We start from the raw sequence: 14,411 nt of genomic DNA on the forward strand, positions 1-14,411 counted from the left end.
CGTGAACGCCGAAGAAGCTCCATGCCGCGCTCCACGTTGAGCGCCGTTTTCACACCCTCGAGCGACAGCCCGAGCTCTACGAGCGTGATGGCCACCGCCGGCTGCATGCCCACCACCACCGTGGTGGCCGACAGGATGCGCGCGATGCCCGAGATGCTGGTGAGCATGCGACCCACGAACGAATCGACGATTTCCAGCGCCGAGATGTCGATCATCACGCCCGAGGCGCCGGTGGCCGCGATGCGGTTGGCCAGGTCGTCCTGCAGGGTGAGGGCGGTCTGGTCCTGCATGTCGACCTGGATGGTCACCAGCAGGGTGTCGCCCATGCGAAGAATTGGAATGCGGTCCATGGCGCGCCGCTTACTTTTCTGCCGTGCCGCCAGCGGCAGCGCCGGAACCGATGGGCCCGCGCGTCACGCGCCAGCCGGTCTGCTGCAGCGCCAGCGCCAGCGCGTCGGCCAGCGTGGCCTTGGTGCGCACGCCCTGCAGGTCGATGCCCAGGTGCACGATGGTCTGCGCAATCTGCGGGCGAATGCCGCTGATGATGCAGTCCGCGCCCATCAGGCGAATGGCCGTGACCGTCTTCAGCAGGTGCTGCGCCACCAGCGTGTCGACCGTGGGCACGCCGGTGATGTCGATGATGGCCAGCTCGGAGCCGGTTTCCACGATGCGCTGCAGCAGGGCTTCCATCACCATCTGCGTGCGGCTGCTGTCGAGCACGCCGATCATGGGCACCGCGAGCACGCCGTCCCACAGCTTCACCACGGGGGTGGATAGCTCCAGCAGCTCTTCCTGCTGGCGGCGAATGATTTCCTCGCGCGCCTGCTGGAAGGTGCCCACGGTGTGCTGCGCCAGCTTGTCGACGGTGGTGGACAGCGCCCACAGCGCGTTCGCCATGGCGGCGGGGTCGGTATTCAGGCGGCGTTGCACGGCGGCGAACAGCGGCTTCTTCAGCGCCAGCACGAACAGGCTGGTCTCGGCCGCGGACTGGCCCTTGGCCGCGCGCGTTTTCGACAGCGCGTTCAGCGTGTCGCGCAGGCCCGCCCAGGCGGAGGCCTCGAAGCGTGCGGGGTCGGCATCGGTCTGCAGTGCGTCGCGCAGCTGGCGCAGGATGTCGGTCGCCTCGGTCTGGGCGGCGCGGCGCGCGCCGGCGTCGACCAGCTGCGCCTCGTCGAGCCAGCTGTCGACGACGTCTTTTTCTTCCTCGCGCAGGGTGGCCAGCAACGCTTGGTATTCGCTATTCATGAAGTTCCTCTGGATTTTTTGGGGTCGTCCGCGTGAAACGACGGGGGCTGCATGAACGAGCAAGTGCGACCTGCGGAGATGTGACGTTTCACATTACAGATCGTAGCTGTTGCAAACGCTTGCTAAGGGTGTTTCGCAAACGCCCGATGCCGTCACTTGACGTAGGCGGGCGCCTACGTGCGCAGCGTGTGGCTTGGCGCACGCCCCCTCGCGCCCCCTCGCGCCCCCTCGCGCGGACCGCCGATTGAACGCAGGCGCAGCGGGCACTGCAATGTCTTTTGACATGGCAGCCGACCCGGCAACCGGCGCACGGCTCAGGAAAACGGCAGCACCTTCACGTCGAACACCCGTTCGCCGAGCCAGATGGCCGCCACCAGCACCGCCAGCGCCGAGCCGCCGCGCAGCACCAGCGGCGGGTAGCGCCGCCAGTGGCGCAGCGCCAGCAGCGCGACCAGCACCACGGCCACCACCATCAGCTGGCCGGCCTCCACGCCCAGGTTGAACTGCAGCAGCGCCACCACGAAGTCGCGCAGCGGCAGGTCGAGCTCGGCCAGCGCGCCCGCGAAGCCGAAGCCGTGGATCAGCCCAAACAGGAAGCTGAACAGCTTGCGCCGCCCGCGCAGCACCGGGTAGATGTTGTCGATGGCGGCCAGCATGATGGTGATGGCGATGCCCGGCTCGATGATGCGCGGCGAGATGGTCACCACCTTCAGCCCGGCCAGCGCCAGCGTGATGGAGTGCGCGATGGTGAACATGGTGACGATGCCCAGCATCGGCCACACGGCCTCGCGCCAGCCGATGACCGGCTCCCAGCCCTCGGGCCGGCGGCGCAGCACGGCCGGCAGCAGCAGGCACACCAGGAACAGGATGTGGTCGTAGCCGATGAGGATGTGGTGGATGCCGTCGCGGAAGAAGCTGGTGTCCGATGCGCCCGCGTTCGTGGACACGTTGGCCGATGCGCCCGGCCACGGCACCTCGACGGGCCCGGCCGACGGGTCGAGCGAGCGCACCGTGGGCGGCGCCGCGCCATCGGCTTCCATGCGCAGCAGTCCGCGGTGGGTGGGGTCGACTTCGTGGAACAGGCGGTAGTCGATGCTGAGGGTGCCGCCCGCGGTCGTAGCCGTGGCCGCGGCGGTGGTCGCGGCCGCGGCGGCGTCGGTGCAACGGCCCTGCAGCTGCAGCACCAGGTACGCGCCGTCGATGCGGTCCTCGATGGCGGCAGGCTGCGCCTCGGCCAGCGCGAGTGGGCATTGGCCCTGCTGCAGGCGCAGGCGTGGGAGCACGTAGGCGCGAATGTCGGGCAGGCGCGTGCGCACCTCGCCCCAGCTGAGCTTGCGGTCGGCGTTGGCGTCCAGCTCGAGCAGGGCGTCGAGGTCGCGCAGCGCGATGTCCCAGCGCACATCGACGGTGTCGATGGTGTTGACGGTGCCGCCGCTGCGGTGCAGCTGCAGGTAGGCGTCGCTGGCCTTGTGCGCGTGGGCCGGCGCCGCGCCGAAGAGCAGCGCCGCCAGTATCAGCAGAGGCAGCATGAAGAGCAGCGCGCGCTCACAGCGTTGCATCGACACGCGCATCCTTCAGTCCGATCTGTTGCATCAGGGCCTTCACTTCGCCGCGCGCGGCGTCGTCCTTGGCGGCGGCGGCGGCGCGCGCGAACACCAGCAGGTCGATGGGTTCGCGCTGCAGCTTGACGTTCAGGCGCGCGAGTTCGAGCGCGCGCTTCGGGTCGTTCTGCACGTCGAGCGCGAACATGGCTTCTTCGCGCGCATGCAGCGCGGTGGTGCCGGGGCGCAGCGCGGAGGCCTCGAAGCGCTGGCGCAGTTCGTCGGCCTCGGCCTGGGCGCTCTTGTTCTGCGCGGCGGCGGCCGCGATGGCCAGGCGCAGCAGCACGGCGTCGCTGCGCGCCTCTTTCGCCAGCAGGCCGGCAATCTCGGTGTGCCGGCCGGCGCGCTGCAGGTAGTCGCTGTAGGCCAGCAGCAGGTAGCCGGACGGCTGCGCGGCCATGGCCTTGCGGTACGCGGCGTCGGCCTGGGCCGGGCGCCCGGCCAGTTCCTCGACCTCGGCCACGCTGGTCAGCAGCCACTGGCGTGTGCCCGCCTGTGCGGCGCCGGCCAGCGCGGGGTTGGCGAGCAGTTGCTGCAGCGTGTCGCGCGCCTCGTCGTGCCGGCCGCGCAGGCCGGCGTTCTCGGCCAGGCAGGCCACGCCGTAGAGCGTGGGGCCGACGCGGCCCAGCGCGCGGCAGGCCGCGTCGGATTCGTTGTAGCGGCCGCGCACCCGCAGGATGGTGGCCAGCGTGATCCAGCCCTGGGCCTCGTTGGGCTGGCGTGCCAGCGCGGCCTTCAGCGTGGCCTCGGCCCCGTCGAAGTCGTGCAGAAACTGGGCGATGGTGGCGCGCATGACCAGCACGGCCGGTGGCGTGTCGGCCGCGGGCCTGGCCTCCCAGGCCTGCAGCGCGCCCATGGCATAGCCGGCGTAGCGCGCGTCGCCCTGGTCGCGCGCCAGGTTCAGGTAGGTGGTGGCCGCCTTGATGGCGGTCGCCGGGTCGTCGGGCCGCTGCACCAGTTCGCGGCGCAGGCGGCGTTGTTCGCCGGACCAGCCGGCCACGGCGGGCAGTGTTTCCACCACCACGTCGTCGCTGGCGGGCACGCGCGGCACGGCATGCGCCGTGCCGGCGAGGAGCCACGCCAGCGCACCGATCAGCACCGGCATCCATGCCAGCAGTGCCAAGCGTTGCCGCATGGCGCGCGTGCAAAGGACGCGGGGGGCGCTGAGGGTACCGAGGGGGCCGGCTCGCATGGCGTGCTGCCTGTGCCTACGGCGTGGCGACCGGGTCCTTGGTCTCCGAGGTGGGCGGCGGGTCGAACTGGGCCACGTTGGCCGCGTCCTCGTTGTCGACCTTCGTGGCCACCAGCGCCACGATGTAGGCGACGAAGGCGTCGTAGGCGCTGACCTCCACGGGCGGCTGGCCGTCCTGCGGGGGCGGCGTGGTGCCGACCGGGAACGGGTAGAAGCTGCTGCCGCCCCCACCCCCGCCGCCGCAGCCGCCGAGGCCCGCAAGGGCCGCGGCGACCAGCACGGCGCCGGCGGCGCGGGACAGTCGTTGCATGTTCTTCATGGCGTGCCCCTTGTTCACTGCACCGGCGCGGCGTTGACGGCGCCGGGCAGCGGTGTGTTCAGGTACGGGAAGGCGGCGGGGAACTGCGTGGGGCTCTGCAGCGCGCCGTCGGTGATGGCCGCGCCGCCGGCCGGTGCGTCGGCGGGCTTGCAGCCGACCTTCAACGCATCGTTGGCGCCCGTCAGCACGCACAGGGCGCCCATGGCCACGCGCAGCTCGATGTCCACCACGTCGTCGCCCGGGCGGCGGCCGTTCGGAAAGCCCGCGCCGTCGCCGCCGGCCACGCCGAGGTTGCTCTGGCTCGCCATGGGCGTGGGCGCGGTGATGGTGTTCAGCCGCAGCATTTCCGAAGGCTTCACGTTGGCCGGCTTGTTCACGCCGTCGATGCCCGTCAGGAAGGCCGCCACCAGGTCGGTGCGCGGGAAGTTGGTGGGCGCCGGGGCGCTGGGGTACAGCGTCTGGATCAGCGCGGGCAGCGTCGGGTTGGTCACGTAGGTGGCGAACTGGCCGTCGTCCGCGGGCCTGGAGCTGTTGAAGGTGTCCTTGTCCTTCAGGCCGATGACCACTTCGTTGACCAGCGGCATGCCCAGTCGCGACACCTGCGCCCAGGCGCCGCCGTTGAGCGTGGTGGTGCCGTGGCCGCTCTTGGGCGGGCTGGCGATCAGGCGGCCCTGGCGGGCGCTGGCCGTGGTCCAGCCGCCGATGATGGTGCCGTTGCCGCCCGCGGTGAGGCAGGCGATGGGCACTTCTAGCGCCATGGTCGACACGTTCTTCTGCGCCAGCGCGTCGGGGTTGCCGTTGGTGGTGCCCAGCGGGTTCAGGTTGATCAGGTCGAACACCTGGCCCAGCGCCACGGTGAACGGGTCCTTGCGCTGGCCGGCGAACACGCGGCCCGGCGTCGAGCAACCCGGGATGTTGATGCTGTACAGGTGCTGCGCCGCGTAGGTGGCATAGCCGCCGGGGCCGCCGAAGGTCTTCTCGCCGATGTTGTCGGTCGGGCGGTCGAACACCGCGGCGCCGTTCGCGGCGTTGGTGACGGACTCGGCCCGGCCCTTGCGGCGGTCGCCGCGCACAACGGTCAGCGTAAAGGTCTCGCGCAGGTTGCTGGTGGCCTGGTTGGGGCCGGTGATGGCGCCGGCCTGCACCAGCGGAATGGCCACCTGCTTGCCCGAGATCGGCAGCTGGATGTCGCGCAGCGTGTTGGTGAAGCGGAACTGGAAGGTCAGCGCCTCGGTCGCGCCGCCGGTGTTGTCGATGTGGATCTCGTACAGCCCGTTCGGGTCCATCGTGAAGTAGTTGGGGCCGCCGTAGGGGCTCTGGTCGGGCTGGTAGTTGGCGATCAGCGTCACGAAGTCCTGGCGGTTGGGCTCGTAGCTGCGGAACATGTAGAAGTCGGTGGCGTCCAGCTTGGGCATGCCCGCGATGGAGGGCGCCTCGCGGTGGCTGGAGGCCAGGGCACCTGTGGCGGCAACCGCGCACAGGGCGAGAACACAGGCCCGGACGGGCGTAGGCAGCAATCTCATCGGCGTCACCTCGGATAGTGAAATGTTGGAATGGGCACGAACGACTCACGCGGCACAGGTGGGTGCGCCGGCGTTGTCTGAGTACGGCCAACAAGTTCAGCTGGATGTGTGAATGCGCCTAGGTAGTTACGCGCATTGCCGATGCCGCGGCGCAGGCGCAAACGCGTGCGCCCGCGGTCTTGGAGGTCAGGTCGCCCAGATCCGCGGCGTGGCCGCGCTGAGCTGCCACAGCTCATGGCGCCACGCCAGCCACACCTGGCGCAGCAGCTGCATCGCGGGCTCGACCACCGGGGCCAGCACGCGCAGCACCACCACCTCGGCATGCGGGCTGGTGGCGCCCGCGCTGTCGAACAGGGGGCTGGCCTCGAGCGCGGCGCGCGCGTGGGCCAGCAGCGCGTCGCGCCGCGCGCGCGCCACCGGCGAGCCCGCCACGAAGAACAGCGAGGCCATGCAGCGGTGTCCGCCCAGGCCGATGGGGCTCTGCAGCAGGCGGTGGTCGGCCGCGTCGATGCGCCCGCGCTCCAGCCACGTGCCGGGCACCTCGATGTGCTGCAGGTAGCTGCCGCGCTCGAAGGGCTGGTTGGCATTCGGCAGGCCGAGCGCGGTCACGTCCCAGCCGATCAGCTCGGCGCCGGGTGCGACTTCCATCGACAGCCGGTTCTCGGCCTGGCAGCCGCTGTAGCAGATGGCTTCCAGCGGCAGCCATTCGAGCCGCGCGCCGGCCGCGAGCCGGATGCGCGTGCGCTGCAGCGCCAGCTCGCCCTCGGAGCGGTAGAAGCGCGAGGCGCCGGGCGTGGTGATGAGGCCATGGCTGCCGTCGGCGGCCTCGATGTCGATGTCCAGCGTGTCGCCGCCCACCAGCCCGCCCGGCGGGTGCACCAGCACGTTGTGGCACACGGTGTCGCCTTCGGGGTACAGGCTCTGCAGGATGCGCAGCGGTCCGTCGTGGCGAAAGCGCGCGACGGTGCGTTCGGACTCTTGTTGGTAGGCGAGGTGGAGACGGGCGTGCCAGGGCATGCAGCGAGTCTAGAGGCAGCGCCTGGCCGTTTTCGTCAGGGCAGCAGCACGATCGCGCCCGTCACCGAGCGCCGTTCGGCCGCCTTGTGCGCCTCGGGCGCATCGGCCAGCGCAAAGCGCGCACCGACCGCCGCGCGCACCGCGCCCGAGGCCATGGCGTCGAACACGTCTTTCGCGTTCAAGCGGAAGGTGGCCGGGTCCGCGTTGTGCGGAAACACCGAAGGCCGCGTGAGGAACAGGCAGCCCTTCTTGTTGAGCAGCTCGGGGTCGATGGCCGGCGCCGGGCCCGAGGCCGCGCCGTACAGCACCACCATGCCGAAGGGCGCGGTGCAGTCCAGCGAACCCAGGAAGGTGTGCCTGGCCACCGAGTCGTACACCACGCGCGCCTTGCGCCCGCCGGTGGCGTCGATCACCTGCTGCACCCAGTCGGCGTTCGAGTAGTCGATGGCCACGTCGCAACCCGCGGCGCGCGCGGCCTCGCACTTGGCAGGGGAGCCCGCAGTGCCGATGACGGTGGCGCCCAGCGCCTTGGCCCAGCCGCTCAGAATCTGGCCCACGCCGCCCGCGGCCGCGTGCACCACCACGATGTCGCCGGGCTGCACCGGGTGCGTCTTCTTCACGAGGTACTGCGCGGTCATGGCCTTGAAGAACACGGCGGCCGTGTCCTCGTCGGAAATGCCGTCGGGAATGCGCACCAGCTTGGCCGCCGGCACGTTGCGGCGCTCGGCATACGCGCCCACGCCGGCGTTCATGTAGGCCACGCGGTCGCCGATCTTCAGGTCGGTCACGCCGTCGCCCAGTGCCTCGACCACGCCGGTGGCCTCGTGGCCCAGGCCGGAGGGCGAGGGCAGCGGGTACTTGCCGCTGCGCTGGTAGATGTCGATGTAGTTGAACCCAATGGCGGTCTGGCGCAGTCGCGCTTCGCCGGCGGCGGGCGCGGGCAGGTCGACGGTTTCCAGGCGCATGGACTCGGGGCCGCCGAAGTCGGCGACGCGAATGGCGCGGGTGTGGGTAGGGATGTGGGTGGAGGGATGCGAAGGCTGGGTCATGAGGGGGCTTGCTCCTGTGTCTCGTTGGCCATGCTCGGGCATGGTCGGCCGACGCGATTCTGGGCGAAGCCGCAGACCCGGGTGCGCGCGGGTCTTTCAGGTGGTCAGGCCTTCCACGCTCCGTCGTGCGCCGCGCTGGCCTCGTCGATCAGCGCGGGGCCGATGCATTCGATGCCGTGCGGAGAGGCACGGAACACGTCGCGGCACGACAGCTCGGCGTCGCGCTGGTCCTGCCGCTCGCCGCGGAACACGCGCAGCCGTTCGGCGTCGATGCCGAACACCACGCGCCCGATGTTCGACCAGAAGATGGCGCCCGCGCACATCACGCAGGGCTCGCCCGACGCGTACAGCGTGGCGCCCGCGAGTTCTTCGCGTGAGATGTTGCGCCCGGCCAGCGCACGCAGCGCATTGACCTCGGCGTGTGCGGTGCAGTCGCCGGTTTCGGTGTTGCTGTTGGCGGCCTCTGCCAGCACCTCGCCCGAGGCCGAGACGATGACCGAGCCGAAGGGCCGGTTGCCCCGACGCCGCGCCGCGTGCGACCAGACGATGGCCTTGCGCAGGTAGCGGCCGTCGCGCTCGTCGAGCGTGTTTTCGGCGGGGTAGGAGGCGGTGCTGGCTTGGGTGTTGTTGCTGAAGTTCATGCTGGATGTTTTTCGATATCAAGTCGTCGCAGGAAGGTTGCGTTCACTGCGCAATGGGAGCATCGAAGTGTTGAAGATGGCGTCGGACGCGGGCTTGACCTTCAGGCCGAACACGTCTGCCACCTCGTCGACCTGCTGCTCGAGCGTGAGCTTCTTGATGTCGCCCAGGCCGTGGCCGCGCGTGTCGGCCGCGCCCACGTACTGCGCGGTCACGGCCCAGCGCGCGAGCTCGACCTTCTCGTCGAGGATGGGCTCGCGCTGGCGCATGGCCGCGATGCTGGGCCCCGGGTTGACAAAGGTCTCGACGATGGCGCGGTTGGTCGCGCGCAGGAAGGCGGCCACCACCTTCGGGTTCTGCGCCACCAGGTTGCTGCCCGCGAGGATGGCGTTGCCGTACAGGTTCACGCCCGCGTCCGCGTACTTGAGCACCGACAGGTCTTCGGGCTTCATGCGCGCGAACAGCGACATGGCGGAGTCGTGGAAGTAGGTGGCGGCATCGACGTCGCCGCGCACCATCACGTTGTCGCGGGCGCTGAAGTCGGTGGTCTGCCACTGGAAGGCATCGGCGCGCATGCCCTGCTTGCGCGCCACCATCGGCCAGGCGCGGCGCGTGGACTCGACCGCGGCGGCCGCCACCTTCTTGCCCTGCAGGCTCTTGAAGTCGCTGGTCACGCCGCGGTCCTTGCGCCCGATGATCACGAACGGTGCACGGTTGTAGTACTGGTACACGGCCTGCACCATCGGCGTGCCCGGGTTCTGCGCGTTGAACTCCACCAGCGAGCTGATGTCGCCCAGGCCCATCTGGTACACGCCGCTGGCGATGCGCGTGATGGAAGCCACCGAGCCCGCGCCGGTGTCGATGCTCACGTCGAGGCCCTCGTCCTTGTAGTAGCCCCTGGTCATCGCAAGGAAGAAGGGCGCGGTCTGTCCGTTGATGCGGAAGTCGAGCGTGAACTTGAGCGGGGTGAGCTTGCCGCCGCTCTGCGCGAAGACGGAAGGGGCGGCAAGTGTGGCGGCGGTGGCCGCGGTGGCGGCAAGGAAAAGTCGGCGTTGCATGTGGGGCCTCGGATCTTCGGGTCTTGAATCCCCCTGCAGGGCAGAAGGCGCTTCAAGAGCAATTTCCGGGCGGGCGCACGTTCGTGGTGCGTGCGCTGCTGAACGCTTCTACTCTTGCAGGGCGTGATGCACGACGCATGCCAAGCGCGATGCCAGCCGGTTTTGCTCGGGCATTGCATTCGGGGCTTGGAGGCGTGGGCCGGCCGCGCCACAATCCGGGCGCGCAACTTGCGAGGCAGGTTGCGCAGAGTAGAAGCGTTCAGTCGCGCGATGCCACACGGGTTCCAAGAACCCTCGGCACGCAGGCAGGAAATTGCTCTTTCACGTTCGTCCCACACGACCACAGAAGGAGTCCGCGCATGCTCGTTACCCAACAACCCGTCTTCCGCAAGTTCTGGCATGCCGTCATGCCGCTCACCGAACTGGCCCACGGCCCCAAGCCTTTCAGGCTGCTGGGCGAAGACATCGTTCTCTTCATCGATTCCAGCGGCGAGCCCGCCGCGCTGCGCGACCGGTGCTGCCACCGCACCGCCAAGCTGTCGCAGGGCTGGTGCGTGGACAGCGAGGGCCAGGCCTGCGGCACCGGCGCCATCCAGTGCGGCTACCACGGCTGGACCTACGACCGCAGCGGCCAGGTCGTTCGCATTCCGCAGTACGAGCCCGACCGAAAGATCTCGCCCGAGTACAAGACCACGGCCTACCGCTGCACCGCGCGCTACGGCTATGCATGGGTGGCGCTGGAAGAGCCCATTGCCGACATTCCGGTCATTCCGGAGTTCGACGACCCGGGCTACCGCACCATCTTCCAGTTCTACGAAGAGTGGCAAACCAGCCCGATGCGCGCGCTGGAAAACTCCTTCGACAACTCGCACTTCAGCTTCGTGCACCGCGCCACCTTCGGCGTGGCCGCGAGCCCGAAGCCGAGCAAGTACGAACTGGTGGAAAACGAGTCGGGCTTCTACGCCGAGACGGTCATCGAGGCCACCAACCCGGTGAAGTTCCACGCGATCAGCGGCGTGACCGACCCCATCACCACGCGCCACATGCGCAACGCCTACTTCCTGCCGTTCTCGCGCCGGCTGGACATCGAGTACCCGAGCGGCGTGCGCCACATCATCATCAACTGCTTCACCCCCATCGACGACGGGCGCATGCAGCTGTGCCAATGGCTGTTCCGCAACGACACCGAGGCCGATTGCGCGGCGCAGATGCTCATCGACTTCGACGATGCGGTCACGCGCGAGGACAAGGACATCCTGGAGTCGACGGACCCTGATGCGCTGGTCGACACGCGCCGGCGCGGTGTGGAATATTCGATGGAGTCCGACCGGCCGGGCATGCTGATTCGCAAGCACCTGATGCAGTTGCTTGCGAAGCACGGCGAGGCGGAGGTCTACCGCGGGATGAACGCGGTGATACCGATTGCCAAGGCTGCCTGATTGATGTGTGGGGCGACTGCGCCGGCGTGAGCGTTATGCGCGGCGGTCGTTGAACAGGCCGACCAGTCAGGCCGGTGCAGCAGCAGGACTGGGGCGCGTGCCGCGCGAAGACCCCTGTTCATAGCGGTCCATCGCGAGCCCGTCCGTGCGGATCTCCGGGCGCTGGCCCATCACCATGTCGGAGATGAGCTTGCCCGAGCCGCAGGCCATGGTCCAGCCGAGGGTGCCGTGGCCGGTGTTGAGGAACAGGTTGGCGTAGCGCGTGCCGCCGACGATGGGGGTGCTGTCGGGCGTCATGGGGCGCAGGCCGGTCCAGAAGGTGGCACGGGGCACGTCGCCGCCGGGGAACAGGTCGGTCACCACCTTCTCGAGCGTGGCGCGCCGCGCCGGGTTCAGGCGCAGGTCGAAGCCCGACAGCTCGGCCATGCCGCCCACGCGAATGCGCTTGTCGAAACGCGTGACCGCCACCTTGTAGGTCTCGTCGAGCACCGTCGACTGCGGCGCGAGCGACTCGTCGAGCAGCGGCACCGTGAGCGAGTAGCCCTTCACCGGGTACACCGGAATGTCCAGGCCCAGCGAGGCGACCGCGGCGCGCGAGTAGCTGCCGAAGGCCATCACGTAGCGGTCGGCCGTGAGCACCTTGCCGGCCGTGGTGCGCACGCCGGTGATGCGGTTGCCGTCGGTTTCCAGTCCGGCGATGGTCTGGCCGAAGCGAAAGTCCACGCCCATGCCCTGGGCGATTTCCGCCAGGCCGCGCGTGAACAGGTGGCAGTCGCCGGTTTCGTCGTTGGGCAGGCGCAGGCCGCCGGTGAGGCGGTCACGCGCGCCGGCCAGCGCGGGCTCCACGCGGGCGAGCGCGTCGCGGTCGAGCAGTTCGTAGGGCACGCCGCATTCTTCCAACACCGCGATGTCGCGCTGCACCGCGTCGAGCTGCGCCTGCGTGCGGAACAGCTGCAGCGTGCCGCCGGTGCGCTGCTCGTACTGCAGGCCGGTGTCGGCGCGCAGCTGCTGCAGGCAACCGCGGCTGTATTCGGCCACGCGCATCATGCGTTCCTTGTTCACCGCGTAGGCCTCGGGCGAGCAGTTGCGCAGCATGGCGGCCATCCAGCGCAGCTGGAACAGCGTGCCGTCCGGGCGAATGGACAGCGGCGCGTGCTTCTTGAACATCCACTTGATCGCCTTCAGCGGAATGCCCGGCGCGGCCCACGGCGTGGAGTAGCCGGGCGACACCTGGCCGGCATTGCCGAAGCTGGTTTCCTCGGCCGGGCCGTCCTGCCGGTCGAGCAGGGTGACCTCGGCGCCCGAGCGCGCGAGGTAGTAGGCCGTGGTGGTGCCGATCACGCCGCCGCCGAGAACGATGACTTTCATGGTGTATTCGCCGATTCAGATGGAATACATGGAATCTAAAGTGCACAATGCCGTGGATTCCATCGTTTTTAGAGATTCGGCAGTGAAAAGCACTGCTGAAAATCGCCCAAAGCCACGTGCGAAGTGAAATGCCCGAACTCGACCGCATCGACCGCAAGATCCTCGACGTTTTGCAGCGCCAGGGGCGCATGTCCATGACCGAGTTGGCCGAGCACATCGGCCTGTCGGCGTCACCTTGCGCCGAGCGCGTGAAGCGCATGGAGCGCGACGGCGTCATCACCGGCTACCACGCGCGTGTGGCACCCGAGGCGCTGGGCAAGACGCTGCTGGTGTTCGTGGAAATCAAGCTCTCGGCCAAGTCGGGCGACGTGTTCGACAAGGTCAAGCAAGAGCTGCTGCACATGCCCGAGGTGCTCGAGTGCCACCTGGTGTCGGGCAGCTTCGACTACCTCGTGAAGGCGCGCCTGAGCGGCATGAGCGAGTACCGCCACCTGCTGGGCGACATCCTGAAGAAGTTGCCCGTGGCGGCCGAGTCGCACAGCTACGTGGTGATGGAGGAAATCAAGGAAACGCTGCTGCTGGCCACGGATCGATGACCTCGAACCACGACATTCCCGACATCGTCATCCGGCCCTGGCGGCTGGACGACTTCGACGCCGTCAAGGCCATCCTCGACGACACCTTCGCGGGCACCTGGCTGCCGCAGCTCACGCCCGAAGCGGCCGCCGCCTACCGCGAAAGCGGCGAGCCCGTGGGCTACATCGACGAGATGGGGCCGGCATTTTTCGTCGCGGAGATCGACGGCGAGGTGGTCGGCATGGTGCACTGGGAGCACGACTTCGTGCTGGCGCTGCACGTGCCCGCCGCGCAGCAGCGCAAGGGCATCGCCCGCGCGCTGATGGCCTTCGCGGAAGACGGCATGCGCGCCGAGGGCATCGCGCTCGCGCGGCTGGAAACCGACACCTTCAACACGCAGAGCCAGGGCTTCTACCTGGCGCTGGGCTACCGCGAGGCCGAGCGCTACCCCGACCTCGAATGGCACAGCGGGTTCACGACCATCCTGTATGTGAAGGCGCTCTCACCTTCCTCTTCTTCTTGATCCAGCCCATCGACGACACAAGAACACAAGGACAACGGCATGACCATTTCGATCCGCCGCGACGGCACCACCGGCACCCGCCACATCCTCAAGATCCGCAACCACGAGATTCCTGTCGATGCCTCGCCCGCCGGCGGCGGCAGCGACGCGGGGCCCGACCCGCACGACCTGTACGACGCGTCGCTCGCGGCCTGCAAGGCGCTCACGGTGTTGATCTACGCGCGGCGCAAGGGCATCCCGGTGGAAGACATCGAGGTGCTGGTCGACCGCGACGCCAGCGAGGAACGCAAGGGCGTGTACCGCCTGAAGTCGGGCCTGCGCGTGAGCGGCGACCTCAGCGACGCGCAGCGTGACGAGCTGCTGCGCGTGGCCGAGAAGTGCCCGGTGCACAAGCTCATGACCGAGGTGAAGACCGAGATCGAGACCGGCTGGGCCGATTGACTTGCAGAGGCAAGGGCCCAGCCTCTGCCTCTGCCTCGACACCTGCTACTTCGCCGCCTCGGCCTGCTTGCGCGCCGCCTCCACGCGCTTGGCATGGCGGTCGCCCCAGTCGGCCAGCGGGCCGAGCGCGGCGTTCAGCGTGGCGCCCAGCCTGGTCTCCGAATACTCGACGCGCGGTGGCACTTCGTGGAAGACCTCGCGGTGCACGATGCCATCGGTTTCCAGTTCCCGCAGCTGCTGGATCAGCATCTTCTCGCTGATGGCCGGCAGCAGCCGCTTGAGTTCGCCGAAGCGGCGCGGCTGCACGTGCAGCTCCCACAGGATCACCGCCTTCCATTTGCCGCCGATGACTTCGAACGCGGGGCCGATGCCGCAGTTGTAGGGTTTCTTGGCTGCCATGTGCCGCTCCAATACAGACGTT

The 14,411-nt window shown here is 69.0% G+C and carries 16 protein-coding genes; 4 read left to right on the forward strand and 12 right to left on the reverse strand.

Translation table 11 applies throughout. From position 1 onward, the window contains the following. From AB6807_RS12110 to AB6807_RS12155, 10 genes are all read right to left on the reverse strand, one after another. Positions 1-350 (reverse strand): STAS domain-containing protein (locus AB6807_RS12110; RefSeq protein WP_371084734.1); only part of this gene is annotated, 350 nt, incomplete at its 3' end. A 10-nt stretch (positions 351-360) separates the two neighbouring features. Then, positions 361-1,245 carry an STAS domain-containing protein gene (locus tag AB6807_RS12115; RefSeq protein ID WP_371084735.1) on the reverse strand — a complete coding sequence of 295 codons (885 nt, stop codon included), beginning with the start codon at positions 1,243-1,245 and terminating at the stop codon, positions 361-363. 314 nt (positions 1,246-1,559) lie between these two features. Then, complete coding sequence (locus AB6807_RS12120; RefSeq protein ID WP_371084736.1) at positions 1,560-2,804, reverse strand: HupE/UreJ family protein; 1,245 nt, start codon at positions 2,802-2,804, stop codon at positions 1,560-1,562. Next, the gene (locus tag AB6807_RS12125; protein ID WP_371084737.1) at positions 2,791-3,969 is read right to left on the reverse strand and encodes a hypothetical protein; all 1,179 of its coding nucleotides are present in this window, start codon (positions 3,967-3,969) and stop codon (positions 2,791-2,793) included. The genes AB6807_RS12120 and AB6807_RS12125 overlap by 14 nt, the downstream gene beginning before the upstream one ends. Positions 3,970-4,054: 85 nt before the next feature. Continuing rightward, a complete protein-coding gene (locus AB6807_RS12130) occupies positions 4,055-4,348 on the reverse strand; it encodes a hypothetical protein (protein ID WP_371084738.1) in 294 nt (97 codons plus the stop codon). A gap of 23 nt (positions 4,349-4,371) precedes the next feature. After that, positions 4,372-5,880, reverse strand: coding sequence for a DUF4331 domain-containing protein (locus tag AB6807_RS12135; protein ID WP_371084739.1), 1,509 nt, complete (start codon positions 5,878-5,880; stop codon positions 4,372-4,374). Positions 5,881-6,066: 186 nt separating this feature from the next. Continuing rightward, positions 6,067-6,897, reverse strand: a complete 831-nt coding sequence (locus AB6807_RS12140) for an urease accessory protein UreD (protein WP_371084740.1) — start codon at positions 6,895-6,897, stop codon at positions 6,067-6,069. Positions 6,898-6,932: 35 nt separating this feature from the next. Further along, positions 6,933-7,946, reverse strand: a complete 1,014-nt coding sequence (locus tag AB6807_RS12145; protein WP_371084741.1) for a quinone oxidoreductase — start codon at positions 7,944-7,946, stop codon at positions 6,933-6,935. Between the two features lie 104 nt (positions 7,947-8,050). Continuing rightward, the gene (locus AB6807_RS12150; protein ID WP_371084742.1) at positions 8,051-8,587 is read right to left on the reverse strand and encodes a nucleoside deaminase; all 537 of its coding nucleotides are present in this window, start codon (positions 8,585-8,587) and stop codon (positions 8,051-8,053) included. An 18-nt stretch (positions 8,588-8,605) separates the two neighbouring features. Continuing rightward, the gene (locus AB6807_RS12155) at positions 8,606-9,643 is read right to left on the reverse strand and encodes an ABC transporter substrate-binding protein (protein ID WP_371084743.1); all 1,038 of its coding nucleotides are present in this window, start codon (positions 9,641-9,643) and stop codon (positions 8,606-8,608) included. 359 nt (positions 9,644-10,002) lie between these two features. Here AB6807_RS12155 and AB6807_RS12160 point away from each other — a divergent pair, with 359 nt between their 5' ends. Beyond that, a complete protein-coding gene (locus tag AB6807_RS12160; protein ID WP_371084744.1) occupies positions 10,003-11,082 on the forward strand; it encodes a Rieske 2Fe-2S domain-containing protein in 1,080 nt (359 codons plus the stop codon). A 66-nt stretch (positions 11,083-11,148) separates the two neighbouring features. On the opposite strand, the gene AB6807_RS12165 is transcribed toward AB6807_RS12160, so the two are convergent. Beyond that, positions 11,149-12,450, reverse strand: coding sequence for a D-amino acid dehydrogenase (locus tag AB6807_RS12165; protein WP_371084745.1), 1,302 nt, complete (start codon positions 12,448-12,450; stop codon positions 11,149-11,151). Between the two features lie 128 nt (positions 12,451-12,578). On the opposite strand from AB6807_RS12165, the gene AB6807_RS12170 reads away from it, so the two are divergent. From AB6807_RS12170 to AB6807_RS12180, 3 genes are read left to right on the forward strand one after another with little or no spacing between them, the layout of a single operon-like run. Then, positions 12,579-13,046, forward strand: a complete 468-nt coding sequence (locus tag AB6807_RS12170) for a winged helix-turn-helix transcriptional regulator (RefSeq protein ID WP_116914227.1) — start codon at positions 12,579-12,581, stop codon at positions 13,044-13,046. Continuing rightward, entirely contained in the window at positions 13,043-13,549 is a 507-nt protein-coding gene (locus AB6807_RS12175) for an N-acetyltransferase family protein (protein ID WP_371084746.1), read from the forward strand. Before AB6807_RS12170 ends, AB6807_RS12175 begins: the two co-directional genes overlap by 4 nt. 39 nt (positions 13,550-13,588) lie before the next feature. Continuing rightward, positions 13,589-13,990 (forward strand): OsmC family protein, encoded by a 402-nt coding sequence (locus AB6807_RS12180; RefSeq protein ID WP_371084747.1) that lies wholly within the window; start codon positions 13,589-13,591, stop codon positions 13,988-13,990. Between the two features lie 45 nt (positions 13,991-14,035). Here AB6807_RS12180 and AB6807_RS12185 read toward each other — a convergent pair whose 3' ends face one another. After that, positions 14,036-14,389 (reverse strand): winged helix-turn-helix transcriptional regulator, encoded by a 354-nt coding sequence (locus AB6807_RS12185; RefSeq protein ID WP_371084748.1) that lies wholly within the window; start codon positions 14,387-14,389, stop codon positions 14,036-14,038. Positions 14,390-14,411: the final 22 nt, after the last annotated feature.

The organism is Variovorax sp. RCC_210, assembly GCF_041355175.1.
In the GTDB taxonomy this organism is placed as follows: domain Bacteria; phylum Pseudomonadota; class Gammaproteobacteria; order Burkholderiales; family Burkholderiaceae_C; genus Variovorax.

Excerpts from the sequence above, each read along its gene's own strand:
- AB6807_RS12115 (WP_371084735.1), bottom strand. The coding sequence starts at position 1,245 with ATGAATAGCGAATACCAAGCGTTGCTGGCCACCCTGCGCGAGGAAGAA.
- AB6807_RS12120 (WP_371084736.1), bottom strand. The coding sequence starts at position 2,804 with ATGCAACGCTGTGAGCGCGCGCTGCTCTTCATGCTGCCTCTGCTGATA.
- AB6807_RS12130 (WP_371084738.1), bottom strand. The coding sequence starts at position 4,348 with ATGCAACGACTGTCCCGCGCCGCCGGCGCCGTGCTGGTCGCCGCGGCC.
- AB6807_RS12135 (WP_371084739.1), bottom strand. The coding sequence starts at position 5,880 with ATGAGATTGCTGCCTACGCCCGTCCGGGCCTGTGTTCTCGCCCTGTGC.
- AB6807_RS12140 (WP_371084740.1), bottom strand. The coding sequence starts at position 6,897 with ATGCCCTGGCACGCCCGTCTCCACCTCGCCTACCAACAAGAGTCCGAA.
- AB6807_RS12145 (WP_371084741.1), bottom strand. The coding sequence starts at position 7,946 with ATGACCCAGCCTTCGCATCCCTCCACCCACATCCCTACCCACACCCGC.
- AB6807_RS12150 (WP_371084742.1), bottom strand. The coding sequence starts at position 8,587 with ATGAACTTCAGCAACAACACCCAAGCCAGCACCGCCTCCTACCCCGCC.
- AB6807_RS12155 (WP_371084743.1), bottom strand. The coding sequence starts at position 9,643 with ATGCAACGCCGACTTTTCCTTGCCGCCACCGCGGCCACCGCCGCCACA.
- AB6807_RS12160 (WP_371084744.1), top strand. The coding sequence starts at position 10,003 with ATGCTCGTTACCCAACAACCCGTCTTCCGCAAGTTCTGGCATGCCGTC.
- AB6807_RS12165 (WP_371084745.1), bottom strand. The coding sequence starts at position 12,450 with ATGAAAGTCATCGTTCTCGGCGGCGGCGTGATCGGCACCACCACGGCC.
- AB6807_RS12170 (WP_116914227.1), top strand. The coding sequence starts at position 12,579 with ATGCCCGAACTCGACCGCATCGACCGCAAGATCCTCGACGTTTTGCAG.
- AB6807_RS12175 (WP_371084746.1), top strand. The coding sequence starts at position 13,043 with ATGACCTCGAACCACGACATTCCCGACATCGTCATCCGGCCCTGGCGG.
- AB6807_RS12180 (WP_371084747.1), top strand. The coding sequence starts at position 13,589 with ATGACCATTTCGATCCGCCGCGACGGCACCACCGGCACCCGCCACATC.
- AB6807_RS12185 (WP_371084748.1), bottom strand. The coding sequence starts at position 14,389 with ATGGCAGCCAAGAAACCCTACAACTGCGGCATCGGCCCCGCGTTCGAA.